The organism is Burkholderia sp. AU31652, assembly GCF_002223155.1.
Classification (GTDB): Bacteria; Pseudomonadota; Gammaproteobacteria; order Burkholderiales; family Burkholderiaceae; genus Burkholderia.
In genome coordinates, this window is the sequence record NZ_NKFG01000003.1 from 1,923,769 (window position 1) to 1,939,371 (window position 15,603).

General features: G+C 65.0%; 13 protein-coding genes and 1 pseudogene. 5 read left to right on the plus strand and 9 right to left on the minus strand.

Annotated elements, in window-relative coordinates:
• Positions 1-215: 215 nt before the first annotated feature.
• Positions 216-1,838 (plus strand): NAD(P)/FAD-dependent oxidoreductase, encoded by a 1,623-nt coding sequence (locus tag CFB40_RS11510; protein ID WP_089425735.1) that lies wholly within the window; start codon positions 216-218, stop codon positions 1,836-1,838.
• 1,397 nt (positions 1,839-3,235) lie between these two features.
• Here CFB40_RS11510 and CFB40_RS11515 read toward each other — a convergent pair.
• On the minus strand, positions 3,236-3,469 hold the full coding sequence (locus CFB40_RS11515) for a hypothetical protein (RefSeq protein ID WP_089431253.1): 234 nt from the start codon (positions 3,467-3,469) through the stop codon (positions 3,236-3,238).
• A 345-nt stretch (positions 3,470-3,814) separates the two neighbouring features.
• On the opposite strand from CFB40_RS11515, the gene mutS reads away from it, so the two are divergent.
• Both mutS and CFB40_RS11525 read left to right on the plus strand, forming a co-directional pair.
• Positions 3,815-6,472 (plus strand): DNA mismatch repair protein MutS, encoded by a 2,658-nt coding sequence (gene mutS, locus CFB40_RS11520; RefSeq protein ID WP_089425737.1) that lies wholly within the window; start codon positions 3,815-3,817, stop codon positions 6,470-6,472.
• Positions 6,453-7,724 (plus strand): hypothetical protein, encoded by a 1,272-nt coding sequence (locus CFB40_RS11525; RefSeq protein WP_179255267.1) that lies wholly within the window; start codon positions 6,453-6,455, stop codon positions 7,722-7,724. Before mutS ends, CFB40_RS11525 begins: the two co-directional genes overlap by 20 nt.
• Here the strand turns inward: CFB40_RS11525 and CFB40_RS11530 are convergent.
• Complete coding sequence (locus tag CFB40_RS11530; protein ID WP_059554208.1) at positions 7,704-8,246, minus strand: FKBP-type peptidyl-prolyl cis-trans isomerase; 543 nt, start codon at positions 8,244-8,246, stop codon at positions 7,704-7,706. The two genes, CFB40_RS11525 and CFB40_RS11530, sit on opposite strands and share 21 nt — an antisense overlap.
• Before the next feature lie 32 nt (positions 8,247-8,278).
• Between CFB40_RS11530 and CFB40_RS11535 the strand changes: the two genes are divergently transcribed.
• A complete protein-coding gene (locus tag CFB40_RS11535) occupies positions 8,279-9,499 on the plus strand; it encodes a cupin domain-containing protein (protein WP_089425738.1) in 1,221 nt (406 codons plus the stop codon).
• Positions 9,500-9,555: 56 nt separating this feature from the next.
• Positions 9,556-9,802: pseudogene (locus CFB40_RS39400) on the plus strand (hypothetical protein).
• Positions 9,803-9,822: 20 nt separating this feature from the next.
• Here CFB40_RS39400 and CFB40_RS38615 read toward each other — a convergent pair.
• The 7 genes from CFB40_RS38615 to CFB40_RS11575 all read right to left on the minus strand — a co-directional run bounded on the left by CFB40_RS38615 (position 9,823) and on the right by CFB40_RS11575 (position 15,584).
• Positions 9,823-9,987 (minus strand): hypothetical protein, encoded by a 165-nt coding sequence (locus tag CFB40_RS38615; RefSeq protein ID WP_164725389.1) that lies wholly within the window; start codon positions 9,985-9,987, stop codon positions 9,823-9,825.
• Positions 9,988-10,107: 120 nt separating this feature from the next.
• The gene (locus tag CFB40_RS11550) at positions 10,108-10,884 is read right to left on the minus strand and encodes an MBL fold metallo-hydrolase (protein WP_089425740.1); all 777 of its coding nucleotides are present in this window, start codon (positions 10,882-10,884) and stop codon (positions 10,108-10,110) included.
• Between the two features lie 4 nt (positions 10,885-10,888).
• Positions 10,889-12,034 (minus strand): outer membrane protein assembly factor BamC, encoded by a 1,146-nt coding sequence (gene bamC / locus CFB40_RS11555; protein ID WP_089425741.1) that lies wholly within the window; start codon positions 12,032-12,034, stop codon positions 10,889-10,891.
• A gap of 111 nt (positions 12,035-12,145) precedes the next feature.
• Positions 12,146-13,051 (minus strand): 4-hydroxy-tetrahydrodipicolinate synthase, encoded by a 906-nt coding sequence (dapA, locus tag CFB40_RS11560; RefSeq protein ID WP_011352532.1) that lies wholly within the window; start codon positions 13,049-13,051, stop codon positions 12,146-12,148.
• A 48-nt stretch (positions 13,052-13,099) separates the two neighbouring features.
• Complete coding sequence (locus CFB40_RS11565; RefSeq protein ID WP_089431254.1) at positions 13,100-13,702, minus strand: class I SAM-dependent methyltransferase; 603 nt, start codon at positions 13,700-13,702, stop codon at positions 13,100-13,102.
• Between the two features lie 8 nt (positions 13,703-13,710).
• The gene (locus CFB40_RS11570) at positions 13,711-14,913 is read right to left on the minus strand and encodes a tryptophan--tRNA ligase (RefSeq protein WP_011352534.1); all 1,203 of its coding nucleotides are present in this window, start codon (positions 14,911-14,913) and stop codon (positions 13,711-13,713) included.
• 8 nt (positions 14,914-14,921) lie between these two features.
• Positions 14,922-15,584, minus strand: coding sequence for a site-2 protease family protein (locus CFB40_RS11575; protein WP_069248339.1), 663 nt, complete (start codon positions 15,582-15,584; stop codon positions 14,922-14,924).
• Between the last annotated feature and the right edge of the window lie 19 nt (positions 15,585-15,603).

The window sequence follows — 15,603 nt, forward strand, 5'->3', positions numbered from 1 at the left end:
CAATCTTCCCGCACAAGGGTCGCTTCGTGCGCCTATCCTGAAGTTGCCTGAGTTGTACGGGCCGGTCAGCGTACTGCCGCTTGCACGGCCCTTCCCGCAATGACAATGATGGGTTTGCGTCCGGCATGCCCGCACGGCGGACAACACCGCCGGCCTGCCGGCCCCCGACCGTATCAACACCGCCACGACGCCGTGGCAATCGCATCCGAGTCCCCATGTTACGGCTAAGCGAAATTAAACTCCCCCTCGACCACCCCGAAAGCGCGCTCGAGGCCGCGATTCGCGCGCGCCTCGCGGAGCTTGGCGTGGCCGCGGACGGGCTCCTCCGTTACACCGTGTTCCGCCGTGCGCACGATGCGCGCAAGCGCGCCGACATCAAGCTCACGTATATCGTCGATGTCGAAGTCACGGATGAGGCAGCCGCGATCAAGCGCCTCGCCGGCAAGCCGCATTGCGGCGTGACGCCCGACATGGCGTACCACTTCGTCACGAAGGCGCCCGAGCACGGCAATTTCCTGCGCCCGGTCGTGATCGGCATGGGGCCGTGCGGCCTGTTCGCGGGGCTGATCCTCGCGCAGATGGGTTTCCGCCCCATCATCCTCGAACGCGGCAAGGCCGTGCGCGAGCGCACCAAGGACACCTTCGGCCTGTGGCGCAAAAGCGTGCTCAACCCCGAATCCAACGTGCAGTTCGGCGAAGGCGGTGCCGGGACGTTCTCCGACGGCAAGCTGTACAGCCAGATCAAGGATCCGAACCACTATGGCCGCAAGGTGCTGGACGAATTCGTCAAGGCCGGTGCGCCGGACGACATCCTGTATCTGAGCCGGCCGCACATCGGCACGTTCCGCCTCGTCAGCATGGTGGAAAAGATGCGCGCGTCCATCCACGAACTGGGTGGTGAAGTGCGTTTCGAAACGCGGGTCGACGATATCGAGATCGATCAGGGCAAGGTGCGCTCGCTGAAGCTCTCGAACGGCGAAACGCTGCCGTGCGACCACGTGGTGCTGGCCGTGGGCCACAGCGCGCGCGACACCTTCCAGATGCTGCACGATCGCGGCGTCTATATCGAAGCCAAGCCGTTCTCGCTCGGCTTCCGTATCGAACATCCGCAGGGGCTGATCGATCGCAGCCGCTTCGGCAAGTTCGCAGGCCACAAGCAGCTCGGTGCGGCCGACTACAAGGTCGTCCATCACTGCAGCAATGGCCGCGCCGTCTACAGCTTCTGCATGTGCCCGGGCGGCACGGTGGTCGCGGCGACCTCCGAGCCGGGCCGCGTGGTCACCAACGGCATGAGCCAGTATTCGCGGGCCGAGCGCAACGCGAATGCGGGCATCGTCGTCGGCATCACGCCGGACGACTATCCCGGCGGCCCGCTGGCGGGCATCGCGTTCCAGCGCAAATGGGAAGAGCGCGCGTTCGAACTCGGCGGCGGCGATTACCGCGCGCCGGGCCAGCTGGTCGGTGATTTCATCGCCGGCCGGCCGTCGACGTCGCTCGGCTCCGTAGAGCCGTCGTACAAGCCGGGCGTGAACCCGACCGATCTGAGCACCGCGCTGCCGGATTACGTGATCGAAGCGATCCGCGAAGCGCTCCCCGAGATCGACAAGAAGATCGCCGGCTTCGCGATGCACGATGCGGTGCTCACCGGTGTCGAGACGCGCACTTCGTCGCCGATCCGGATTCGACGCAAGGACGATTACCAGAGCATGAACGTCGAGGGGCTGTATCCGGCGGGTGAAGGTGCGGGGTATGCGGGTGGCATCTATTCGGCGGCCATCGACGGGATCGAAGTCGCGCAGGCGGTGGCGCTCAGCATGACGTCGGGGCAAACGGCCTGAGGTGCGAAACGAGTCGGCGCGCGAAGGTTCTCGATCTGAGCGGCGCCGACTTTCGCATGGCCGGCCAGGAGCGCGGCCGGACGACGGCGTGAGAACGACCGCCGCCGGTCGCGCAATCTCCGGCAACCTGGCCGAATGGCGAACTTCGCGCGTGCATGCCGAAGCCACTGGTCAACTCGGGCAACCCAAGCAACAACTTCACGCCTGACTTATGACCACGCTGTCGCCCAACGCCTTCGCCGGTCATACTCCAATGATGCAGCAGTACCTGCGCATTATCTGACAAGGAAAAGATCAAAAATCTACGCTGCAAGTTACGCCAGCTAAATTGGCAAACGGTCGCACGCGCTACACGCTTCAACATCGACAGCTGGATCATCGATAAACCCAAATAGGGGCCGACTCGGGTTGCGTGCTATCACCAGTAGCACATGGAGCAAAACAGGGCGACGATATGAGATCGCCTTCGGGGAAGCATCTCAAGTGCGCAGCGAGAGTACGAGTTACAACCGCCCTTCAGTGTGCAATTGAGGAAAGGCATGAGATGAACGAGAGACTTGCAGCAGGCATCTTTGGGGGAGCGTGCATAATAATTGGCATCATCAAAGCAGCTCGACCGTCGTTATTTATCGATTATCGTGAGCGCCACCCTTGGATAAACTTGTTTGGATTTTACCCTTTCATTTTCAAAACAAAATATGCAAGACCGGCCATCGTCGCGAATGGCATCATACTCATCTTAATGGGACTAGCGCTTTTCATATGGTCCCAGCGCGACTAGATATTTCCACATAGTTGGCGCTTACCATCAGTATCAACTGGCCAGACGGCGAACTTCGCGCTGTCGCGCCCGGCTCACTAGTAAACTCGGGCAGCCAAAGCAACCTTCCCCCGGTCACGCAGTTCACCGCAGCACCCGCACCCCAAGACCTACGCTCAGGCTGTTCGGGACCGACACGCTATTGATCGTGCTTCACATGCATTTCGATGTTGATTGACTTACTTCTCGGCCGCTGCTTGAATCTCTCGGCAAAAGTCCTTCAGAGTTCCAGGGCATTGTTTGTCCGACGCGATCATGGGTTCCAACTGCTGAATAGTGCCCCAGTGATCTGCGAGCAAAAGAGTGTTTGATTCGCTGAACCCTTCCGCGACTGCCCCATCGTCACAGTTTGCGAAATTTCGAAATTGTCGATGCAACTGCTTCCACGACGTGGCGGCATCAGAAACAGCCTCGGCCCTCCGAGTTTGGTCTGAAGCGCAAACGTTGGGCCCGGCGAGCGCCGTTGACGAGTAGAAAATGGCGACAAGCCATAGTGCGAAGTAGCGACGTGTCGTTTGGAAGGCTGCTGCGTCGACCGACGGAAAGTGGGCGCTTTGCGTCTCATGACCAATCCCGTTCACTCGGACGCCTCCTCGATAGCCTTTAAAATTATTTGTGGGTCGTCAATTACACTCTCGTCTCCGGAAAAACGCGACATTTCCATATGTCCATCGTCGAAGACATCGATCTCGATACGCTCACCTGGCACAGTTATCGAGATCAGAATGGTGTCCGGGCGATGCCGGCCCAATGTATAAAAGAGGCGGCGTTCGTCGAGGCTGCTAAGCAATTCGTACAAGGAATGCGCCATATGTCCTCCGTCACGGTCAGCAGATCATGACAAACCCGAAAATGACACGGTAGGTCGATTCGTTCACGTAGCGATCTCCGGTCGACATATCGAGGAAATGGACAGAACGTCCGATATCCGATCAACGAACCCGTACAGTCACAATCTAGCCTGTCGACCGCAACTGGCGTGTCGGGGTTAGCACTACGTGGCGGGTCGTGCCTGCTGCGCTACCGCCTGCGAACTAAGACAGGCCTCTGTACGCTGCCGATTCGCCCTGTACCTGGCCAAACGGCCAACTTCGCGCCCGCACATCAAGCCACTGGTAAACTCGGGCAACCAAAGCAACAACTTCACGCCTGACTTATGACCACGCTGTCGCCCGACGCCTTCGCCGGCCACACCCCAATGATGCAGCAGTACCTGCGCATCAAGGCCGACCATCCCGACACGCTTGTCTTCTACCGGATGGGCGACTTCTACGAGCTGTTCTTCGAAGACGCGGAGAAAGCCGCACGCCTGCTCGACCTGACCCTCACGCAACGCGGCGCCACCGCCGGCACGCCGATCAAGATGGCCGGCGTACCGCATCACGCGGTCGAGCAGTATCTTGCGAAGCTCGTGAAGATGGGCGAATCGGTCGCGATCTGCGAGCAGATCGGCGATCCCGCCACGTCGAAGGGCCCCGTCGAGCGCAAGGTCGTGCGCGTCGTCACGCCCGGCACGCTGACCGATGCCGCGCTGCTGTCCGACAAGAACGACGTCTACCTGCTCGCGATGTGCACGGGCCACAACAAGCGCGGCGTCGCGGTGAACATCGGCCTTGCGTGGCTGAACCTCGCCAGCGGCGCACTGCGGCTCGCCGAAATCGAACCCGACCAGCTCGCGGCCGCGCTCGAGCGCATCCGGCCGGCCGAGATCCTGACGCCGGACGGCGCGACCGATGCTGTGCCGCCCAGCGCCGGCGCAAGCAAGCGCGTACCGGCATGGCACTTCGACATCGCGTCGGGCACGCAGCGCCTGTGCGACCAGCTCGATGTCGCGAGCCTCGACGGTTTCGGTGCGCATTCGCTCACGAGCGCGTGCGGCGCAGCCGGCGCGCTGCTGCTCTATGCGGCCGCCACGCAGGGCCAGCAACTGCGGCACGTGCGCAGCCTGAAGGTCGAGAACGAAACGGAGTACATCGGTCTCGATCCGGCCACGCGCCGCAACCTCGAACTGACCGAGACGTTGCGCGGCACCGAGTCGCCGACGCTGTATTCGCTGCTCGACACCTGCTGCACGACGATGGGCAGCCGCCTGCTGCGTCACTGGCTGCATCACCCGCCGCGCGCATCGGTCGCCGCGCAGTCGCGCCAGCAGGCGATCGGCGCACTGCTCGATGCGCCGGCAAACGCAAGCCTCGATGCGCTGCGCAGCGCGCTGCGCCAGATCGCCGACGTCGAGCGGATCACCGGGCGTCTCGCGCTGCTGTCCGCCCGCCCGCGCGACCTGTCGAGCCTGCGCGACACGTTCGCCGCGCTACCGGCTCTGCGCGAGCGCATCAGCGCGATCGTCGCGAACGCGGACGCACTCACCCGCGTCGACGCAGCACTCGCACCGCCCGCCGAATGCCTCGATCTGCTGACGAGCGCGATTGCGCCCGAGCCGGCCGCGATGGTGCGCGACGGCGGCGTCATCGCGCGCGGCTACGATGCGGAACTCGACGAACTGCGCGACATCTCGGAGAACTGCGGGCAGTTCCTGATCGATCTCGAAGCGCGCGAGCGTACGCGCACCGGCATCGCGAATCTGCGCGTCGAATACAACAAGGTGCACGGCTTCTACATCGAGGTCACGCGCGGCCAGACCGACAAGGTGCCCGACGATTACCGCCGGCGCCAGACGCTGAAGAACGCCGAGCGCTACATCACGCCCGAACTGAAGACCTTCGAGGACAAGGCGTTGTCCGCGCAGGAACGCGCACTGGCGCGCGAGCGCGCGCTGTACGACGCGGTGCTGCAGGCGCTGCTGCCGTTCATCCCGGAGTGCCAGCGCGTCGCATCGGCGCTCGCCGAGCTCGACCTGCTCGCCGCATTCGCCGAACGCGCCCGCGCGCTCGACTGGGTCGCACCGACCTTCACCGACGAGATCGGCATTGAAATCGAACAGGGCCGCCACCCGGTCGTCGAAGCGCAGGTCGAACAGTTCATCGCGAACGATTGCCGCTTCGGCACCGAGCGCAAGCTGCTGCTGATCACCGGCCCGAACATGGGCGGTAAGTCGACGTTCATGCGGCAGACCGCATTGATCGCGCTGATGGCCTACGTGGGCAGCTACGTGCCGGCCAAGTCGGCATGCTTCGGCCCCATCGACCGGATCTTCACACGGATCGGCGCGGCGGACGATCTCGCGGGCGGCCGCTCGACGTTCATGGTCGAGATGACCGAAGCCGCTGCGATTCTCAACGACGCGACGCCGCAAAGCCTCGTGCTGATGGACGAGATCGGCCGCGGCACGTCGACGTTCGACGGCCTCGCGCTCGCGTGGGCCATCGCGCGCCACCTGCTGGCGCACAACGCGTGCTACACGCTGTTCGCGACGCACTACTTCGAGCTGACGCAACTGCCGGCCGAATTCCCTCAAGCGGCCAACGTCCACCTGTCGGCCGTCGAGCACGGCCACGGCATCGTGTTCCTGCACGCGGTCAACGAAGGCCCGGCCAACCAGAGCTACGGCTTGCAGGTCGCGCAGCTCGCAGGCGTTCCGGCGCCCGTGATCCGCGCCGCGCGCAAGCACCTCGCGTATCTCGAACAGCAGTCGGCGTCGCAGCACACGCCGCAGCTCGACCTGTTCAGCGCGCCGCCGGCGGCCGCCGACGATCTCGAATGCGCGGACGCGCCGGCGCTGCCCGACACACCGCATCCGGCGCTCGAAAAACTGCGCGACATCGATCCCGACGATCTCAAGCCGCGCGAGGCGCTCGACCTGCTGTACGAACTGCGCACGCTGGTCCGGTCGCACGATGTCGACGGACACGCGTAAGCGCATCCTGTGCGGCCTGCCGGCTCGCACGGCCGCCATGCTCGTCGCGGCGGCGCTCGCGCTCGCGCAGGCCACCGCGCTGGCCGCGCCGCCGAAGCGCAGCACCACGCCCTACTCGTTCGCGGTCGTGTCGGGCGTGATCAACGCCCCTGCGGACGAACCGGCCGCCCAGCGGCTGCTCGATGCGATCGCGCGCGAGCGCAACCTCGCGTTCGTCGTCTATGCGGGTGATCTCAAGGGTTCGAAGGAAGCGTGCCGCGATGCACTGTATTCGCAGCGCGGCGCGATCCTGGATGCGGCACGCGTGCCGCTCGTGTTCATTCCCGGCCACGACGACTGGGTAACGTGCAACACCGCGGCCGGCGGCGGCTACGATCCGGTCGAGCGGCTCGACTTCCTGCGGCAGACGCTGCTTGCCGATTCGGCACTGCCCGACCCCGGCGCGCTGCAGATCACGCGGGAAAGCGAAGTCGCACGGTTCCGACCGTATCGGGAGAACGCCCGCTGGATGCGCGACGACATCGTCTACGTCGCGCTCAACGCGCCGGCGCCGAACAACCATTACCTGACGGCCGGCGGCCGCAACGGCGAATTCGAGGACCGCATCATTGCAAACGGTTTCTGGATCGACCACGCGGCCGAATACGCGAAGCGGCGCGAGGCACGCGCGATGGTGGTGATGTTCGAAGGCGATCCGCAGTTCGAACGCTATGAACGCGCGGAACGCTTCGCTTGGCTGCGTTTCAACCGGCCGCGCGTGCGCGACGGCTTCCGTGAGCTGAAACGAACGCTGGTGAAGGCGGCGGCGACGTTCCGCGGCCCGATACTCGTGATGCACGCGAGCGGTGAGCCGCTTGCGAACGGTTTTCTGATCGACCGCCCGCTGCGGGCAGACGACGGTGAACTGGTGGGCAATGTGACGCGCGTCGCGATCGGACCGCGCCATCCGACGAATCAGTGGATCAAGGTGAGCGTGTCGCCGGCACGGCAGACGATCTTCAACGTGAGCCTGCAGGAGGTGCCGAAGAACCTGCCCGTGCCACCCGCGCTGCCGCTCGTGCCGCGTGACGACGTGCCGCTGCCGCAGATGCCGGAAATCCCTGCGTTGCCGGCGCTGCCCGACTCGTCGTCGGTCGCGCCGCCGTTGCAGGGTGACGGCGCCGCACCGGGCGGCGCGTCGTGGCCGGCGCCCGCCCCTGCGTCGGGGCCGGCACCCGGCTTGCCTGCGAGCTCAGTGCAGGGTACGCCCTGACGGCGCTTCGCCGTCTTCGTCGTCGTCCTCGTCGACGATCTCGAGCCCTTCCGCGCCATGTGCGTGCTCATGCTCGATTTCGTCTTCGGTGGCTTCGCGAACGTCCTTCACGGTGAGCGCGAAACGCAGCGCCATGCCGGCGAGCGGGTGATTGCCGTCGAGCACGACCTTGTCTTCGGCGACGTCGGTGACCGTGTAGATCAGCGAATCGACTTCCTCGTCGCCGTCTTCCGGCGTGCCTTCGAACTGCATGCCCACTTCGAGCGGCTCGGGAAAACGGTCGCGCGGCTCGATCTTCACGAGTTCGGGATCGTAGTCGCCGAACGCGTCCTGCGGCTCGAGCTGAACCTGCGCCTCGTAGCCCGGCTCATGGCCGTCGAGCTGTTCCTCGATCTTGGGGAACGTGCCATCATAGCCGCCGTGCAGATAGACCATCGGCTCGTCGCTTTCCTCGATCAGATTGCCCTGTGCATCGGACAGCTTGTAAGTAACCGACACGACGGTGTTTTTTGCGATTTTCATCCAATTCTCCCAAATACAAATCTCATTATACGATGCGCAACCGGTCTCAAGCCGAACCGCGGGATGCCGCTGCCGCCCCGTTCGGCGCGCCGCCTTCCGATCTTCCCACACCGCTGCTCGGCGGTCTTACGCCGGCGCAATTCATGCGCGGCTACTGGCAGAAGAAGCCGCTCCTGATCCGCCAGGCAATCCCCGGCGTCGCGTCGCCGGTCTCGCGCGACGCACTGTTCGAGCTCGCCGCGGACTATGACGCGGAATCGCGACTGATCACCCATTTTCGTAACAAGTGGCAACTGGAGCAGGGCCCGTTCGAGTCCGGCTCGCTGCCGGCCGTCACGCGCAAGGCCTGGACCCTGCTCGTGCAGGGGCTCGACCTGCACGTCGATGCCGCGCGCGCACTGCTCGACCGCTTCCGCTTCATCCCCGATGCGCGTCTGGACGACCTGATGATCTCCTATGCGACGGACGGCGGCGGCGTCGGTCCGCACTTCGATTCGTATGACGTATTCCTGCTGCAAGTCGAAGGCCGGCGCCGCTGGCGCGTCGGTGCGCAGAAAGACCTGTCGCTGCAACCGGACGTGCCTCTGAAGATCCTCGAAAATTTCGAGCCGAGCGACGAATGGGTGCTGGAACCCGGCGACATGCTCTACCTGCCGCCGCACATCGCGCACGATGGCGTCGCCGAAGGCGAATGCATGACCTGCTCGATCGGCTTCCGGGCCCCGTCCGCCGGCGAGCTGGGCGCCCAGTTCCTGTACTATCTCGCGGAGCGTGGCGGCCTGCGCGACGGTTGCGGCGATGATCTTTACCGCGATCCGAAGCAGCCGGCCGTCGACACGCCCGCCCAGTTGCCTCCGGCGATGGTCGAGCGCGTGGCCGAGATCGTGGACGCGATCCGCTGGCGCAAACGGGACGTCGCCGAATTCCTCGGCTGCTACCTGAGCGAGCCCAAGCCGAACGTCGTTTTCGACCCGCCCGCGCGCCCGCTGTCCGAAGCCGCGTTCGTCACGCAAGCGTCACGCCGTGGCGTGTGTCTCGACAGAAGGGCCGCATTGATGTATAACGCGCGCTCGTACTTCATTAATGGTGAAGAAGGACCGCTCGAGCAGGCCAGCGAATGGCTGCCCGAACTGGCCAATCAACGCCAGATGGAGGCGAAACGGTTTGTAACACTATCCCGGGTTCCCTCGATGACAGCCTTGTTGCACGAGTGGTATCGTGCGGGCTGGATACGGGTCGGAAACCGGATTTAGTGTGAGTCGCCCCGTATGCCCGTACGGATCAAATTCTGTATGGGAAAGACAACGTATTGACCCCGCATTTGTCGACGGTCGATAGGAAAGTGCATATAATTTCCGCCCAAGCCGTAGGGAAGATTCACGCTCTAAGAAGTGCATCTCCACCAGCGGCCCAGGTCGGTGTTGGAGCACATTACCGGTATTGTTTCGCGCTGTTGCTTACCTTTAACCATAAAAGGACGTGATCATGAAGAAATCCCTCCTCGTAGCTTCCCTGTTGGCTGCTGTTGCACTGGCTGCTTGCAACAAGAGCGCTGATCAAGCTGCTTCGTCGGCTGCTAGCGACGCTTCGGCTGCTGCTTCGTCGGCTGCTTCGGCAGTTGCTGGTGCTGCGAGCGACGCTTCGGCTGCTGCTTCGTCGGCAACGGCTGCTGCGAGCGACGCTGCTGCTGCAGTGGCGTCGGCTGCTTCGGCAGCGACGGCTGCTCCGGCTTCGGGCGCAAGCCAGTAAGCCTCAGCGTCAGCTGAAAAAAACCGGCCCGAGGGCCGGTTTTTTTACGTCTGTCGTTTCTGCGTCTATCGCACGGCAGTCGCACCGGGGCGCCGCAGCGGCCCTGCCCCGCTCATCCGAGCGCCAGCCAGTCGAAGCCCGCGTCCTGCGTGGCCACGACCACGTCGTCCCCGCTCGTCCCCAGTACACCGCCAAACGCTTGGCGGACCAGTTCCGGCAGGTTGTTCTGCTGGCTCAGGTGCGCCGCGACCAGGTGCTTGAGGCGGCTGCGCTCCAGCGACGCGAGGATGTCCGCTGCAGCGTCATTGCTCAGGTGGCCGTGGTTGCCGCCGATACGCGCCTTCAGCGACTGCGGATAGCGGCTCGAGGCCAGCATCGCAGTATCGTGATTGGATTCGAGCACCAGCGCGTCACAGCCGCTCAGGACGGCCGTGATGTGCGGCGTGGCCATCCCGACGTCCGTCAGCACGCCGAGCCGGCTGGCGCCGTCCATAAAGACGAACTGGAGCGGCTCACGCGCGTCGTGAGGGACGGTATAGGGCATCACGGCCAGATCGCGGATCGCGACCGTCTCGTCGCCCCACAGCACGTGGAGATCGACATCAGCCTCGTCCGCGCCTACCGCGCGCGCGGTGCCCCAGCTCATGTAGAGCGGCAGCGATCCGCGGCGGGCGAGCGTCAGCGCACTGCCGACGTGGTCGCTGTGTTCGTGGGTAATGAGGATCGCATCGAGATCGCCGATGCAGAGATTCAGTCGGCCGAGCCGGCGCTCGACCTCCTTGGCGGAAAAGCCGCAGTCGAGCAGCACGCGAGTGGTCGTCGTGCCGCTCGAGGCCTCGACGACCAGCGCGTTGCCTTCGCTGCCGCTTCCGAGGCTGGAGAATCGCACGCGCTTAGTTCAGCTGCGCGTGGAGCAGCGAAATGATCCGCTGAGCGTCCGACGAGTTGTCGACCTGGCCGTTTGCGCCGACCACCGCAACCAGCGTGCTGCCGTTGCCCTGTGCGCGCACGTTGACGAGGTACTCCTTGCCCGGCTTCGCGGCCGACGGACCACCATAGAACAGCTTGCCGAACAGGCCGTCGCGCTTGAGCTCTTCCATCGTGTTCGCATAGCGCACGGTGTACACGCCCTTCTCGCGATCACGATTGTCGACCGCGAAGTTGGTGCGGTCGAGCGCCAGGCCCACGCGCAGCCATGCGCGATCGAACGACTCGGCCAGTTGCAGCGTCGCCCCGCCGCTGCTCGTGTCGCTGACCTGCGCCGGCGCCGTCGCCGGACGGGCATCGGTCAGCAGCTGCTTCGCCTGCGCATCGGTCAGGCCGAACTTCTGCATCAGCTTCGACAGGAATACGGCTTCGAGCACCGGGTTGCGCGGACGCTCTTCCCAGCGCGACGACGTGCCGCCCTGCGGGCCGACCATCATTTCTTCCATCGCGCTGTGCGTGATCGAGATATCGGTGTTGCCGTCCGACGTGCGGTTCACGAGCGTGCGGAAGCGGTCGCGCGTGCCGGACGAGTACGCGAAATCGATGACCTTGCCGATCGTACGGCGGAACCAGTCGTCGGGGATGTTCGCGCGGTTTTCAGCCCAGTCGGTGGCCATGATGCCCGTCGACGGCGCATCGGTCTTCAGCGAGAAGCCGTTCTCCTGCCAGAACTCCTTCAGGATCGGCCACAGCTGCTCGGGCGTGCGGCCATCGACGACGAGCCAGCGGCGGTCGCCGTCGCGCTCGATGTGCATGCCGAGCGGATCCTGCGCGCTCGGGATGCCGTCGGTCGCGTTGCCCGCCTGCGTCGTGACCCGCGGCGGCAGTGTGCCGAGGCCGGCGTTGCTCGGCGGCGCGACGAACTGCTGCGTCGTCGGCACCGGCTTCAGGTCGCTCGGCACCGCGAGCGGCGGCGCCGAACCGGTGTTCTTGTAGTTGACCCGGTCAGGGGCCAGGTAGTCGTTCAGCGTATCGCAGCCGGCGAGCGCGCCCAGCGCCAGCGCCATCACCGACATCTGGATGGCGCGAGAGGAAAAGGCGAAACGTTTCATGAAATCCTTCGTCTTGCTAGAACGCTCGTCAGGAGCGGCGCCGGACGGAGCCGGCCGGTGCGGGTTGATCAGGGTTCGAGCCGGCGGCCGCAGGACGCGACCGCCTCGGCATCAGGCGAGGACGCCGGCCTCGACGAGGGCCGAACGCACGGCTTCGTGGCAGCGCTCGTCGAGCGCCGTGAGCGGCAGCCGGATGCCGCCCTGCATCTTGCCCATCGCCTGCAGCGCCCACTTCACCGGAATCGGGTTCGCTTCGATGAACAGGTTCTTGTGCAGCGACAGCAGCTTCATGTGCAGCGCGCGAGCCGTCTGTACGTCACCGGCCAGCGCCGCGCGACACAGGTCGCTCATCGCGCGCGGTGCGACGTTCGCCGTGACCGAGATGTTGCCGTGGCCGCCGAGCAGCATCAGTGCGATCGCGGTCGGATCGTCGCCGCTGTAGATCGCGAAATGCTTCGGGGCAGCCTTGATCAGGTGCGCGGCGCGATCGATGTTGCCGGTCGCTTCCTTCACGCCGATGATGCCCGGGACTTCCGCGAGGCGCAGCGTCGTCTCGTTCGCCATGTCGGCGACCGTGCGGCCCGGCACGTTGTACAGGATCACCGGCAGGTCGACCGCTTCGGCGATCGTCTTGAAGTGACGGTACATGCCTTCCTGCGTCGGCTTGTTGTAGTACGGCACGACCTGCAGCGTCGCGTCCGCGCCGACAGCCTTCGCGTGCTTCGTCAGCTCGATCGCCTCGGCGGTCGAGTTGCCGCCCGCGCCCGCGATGATCGGGATGCGTTTCGCCGCATGCTCGACCGCCGTGCGGATCATCAGGATGTGCTCTTCGACGTTGAGCGTTGCCGACTCGCCGCTCGTACCGACCACGACCAGCGCATCGGTGCCTTCCGCGATGTGCCAGTCGATCAGTTTGCGAAACGCCGGCAGGTCGAGACTGCCGTCTTCGAGCATCGGGGTGACGATCGCGGGGATGCTGCCGCGGATTTGAATGCCGTCTTGGGTGCCGTTAGCCATGAAACGCGAATGAGATTATGTACCGGTAAACATTGAGATTGTAGCGGATTAGCCGGGCAGTTCGTAACGTGGAATTCCCGCCCCCGCCTTCGGGGTCGCGCCCTCGCGCACTGCGCAAAGACGCTGGACGAATGCCTCGCGCGGCGCGGCGACGAACCCGTCCTCGTACGCGACCACCCGCAGGCGGCCGTGCACGGCGTCCAGCAGCTCGCCCGGGGCGAGCAGGAACGCGGGGTTGGACGGTTTCCCGACCGTTTCGTTTCCTTGCGCGAAGGTTTCGTAGATCAGCACGCCGCCCGGCGCCACCGCATCGAGCAGATGGGGCCAGAGCCGACGATGCAGATAATTCGTGACCACCACCGCCGCAAACTGCTCGCCGGCCGGCAACGGCCACGGCGCGCCTTCGAGATCGGCGTCACGGGCATCGACGCCCGGAATCGAACGCAACGCGGCCAGCGCGGCCGGGTCGCGGTCGAGTGCGACGACCGGATGGCCGTGCGACGCGAACCAGCGCGCATGGCGGCCGCCGCCCGCAGCGACATCCAGCACCGCGCCGCCCGGCGACACGAGCCGCGACCATTGCGCGACCCAGCGCGACGGCTCGGCCTGGGCGACGTGGCCGCCCGCGGCGGCAATGACGGATGCGCTCATGCGGTCGATCAGTTGTACGACAGGCCCATCGCGTCACGCACGTCACGCATCGTTTCCGTCGCGTACTTGCGCGCCTTGTCGCAACCGTCCGCGACGATCGCGCGCAGCAGCGACGGGTCGTCCATGTACTTCTGCGCGCGCTCGAGCATCGGCTGCTGTTCGCGCAGGATGCCTTCGACGACCGGCTGCTTGCAGTCGAGGCAGCCGATGCCCGCCGAGCGGCAGCCCTTCTGCACCCAGTCGTGCGTCGCTTCGTCGGTATAGACCTGGTGCAGCTGCCACACCGGGCACTTGTCGGGATCGCCCGGATCGGTGCGGCGCACGCGCGCGGGATCGGTCGGCATCGTGCGGACCTTCTTCGTGATCGTCTCGGCGTCTTCCCGCAGGCCGATCGTGTTGCCGTACGACTTGGACATCTTCTGCCCGTCGAGGCCCGGCATCCGCGATGCTTCGGTGAGCAGCGCCTGCGGCTCGACCAGGATGATCTTGCGCGCGCCTTCGAGATAGCCGAACAGGCGCTCGCGGTCGCTCATCGACAGGCTCTGCGATTCCTGCAGCATCGCGCGCGCCTGTTCAAGCGCCTCGTCGTCGCCCTCCTGCTGATACGCGTTGCGCAGCTCGTGATAGAGCTTCGCGCGCTTGCCGCCGAGCTTCTTCGCGGCATCGAGCGCCTTCTCCTCGAAGCCCGGCTCGCGGCCGTACAGGTAGTTGAAGCGGCGCGCGATTTCGCGCGTCATCTCGACGTGCGGCACCTGGTCTTCACCGACCGGCACGAGCGAGCCGCGATACAGCAGGATGTCGGCCGCCATCAGCACCGGGTAGCCGAGGAAGCCGTAGGTCGACAGGTCCTTGTCCTTCAGCTTCTCCATCTGCTCCTTGTAGGTCGGCACGCGTTCGAGCCAGCCGAGCGGCGTGCTCATGCCGAGCAGCAGCGCGAGTTCGGCGTGCTCCGGCACCTTGCTCTGGATGAACAGCGTGGCCTGCGCCGGATCGATGCCGGATGCGAGCCAGTCGATCAGCACGTCCCACACGTTCTTCTCGATGACCTCGGGAGTCTCGTAGTGCGTCGTCAGCGCATGCCAGTCGACGACGCAGAAGAAGCACGGGTACTCGGACTGCAGCTTCACCCAGTTTTTCAGCACGCCGTGGTAGTGACCGAGGTGCAGCGACCCGGTGGGTCGCATGCCGGAGAAAATACGTTCAGGGAACATGATTGTCGTTAGAGAAGCGAGGCGAATGGGGACAGGATGGCGCTCAGGACGGCGTAGCCGACGTTGACGAGCGGGCGCAGCCAGAAGTTCGTCAGCACGCCCGTCGCGACCAGCACGAGGACGATGATGAAACCGTACGGCTCGATGCGCGACAGCGCGATCGATTGCTTCGTCGGCAGCAGCGCCGCCAGGATGCGGCCGCCGTCGAGCGGCGGCAACGGAAACAGGTTCAGCACGCCGAGCACGAGGTTCGCGCTGACGCCGGCAAACGCCATCCGCGTGAAGAACGGCTCGTCGACGCCGACGGCGGGTAGCACGAGGGTCAGCACACCCCAGATCAGCGCCTGCACGAAGTTGCAGGCCGGACCCGCGAGCGATACCCACAGGCTGCCCCAGCGCGGATCGCGCAGGTTGCCGAACGACACCGGCACCGGCTTCGCATAGCCGAACAGGAACGCGCCGCCCGTCAGGAAATACATCGCGAGCGGGATCGCGATCGTGCCGAGCGGATCGATGTGACGCATCGGGTTGAACGACACGCGCCCCATCATGTAGGCAGTGTTGTCGCCGAGCAGGCGGGCGGCGTAGCCATGCGCGGCCTCGTGCAGCGTGATCGCGAAGATCACGGGCAGCGCGTAGACGGCGATGGTCTGTATCAGGGAAGCATCCATATCGCGTTATTGTAACAAG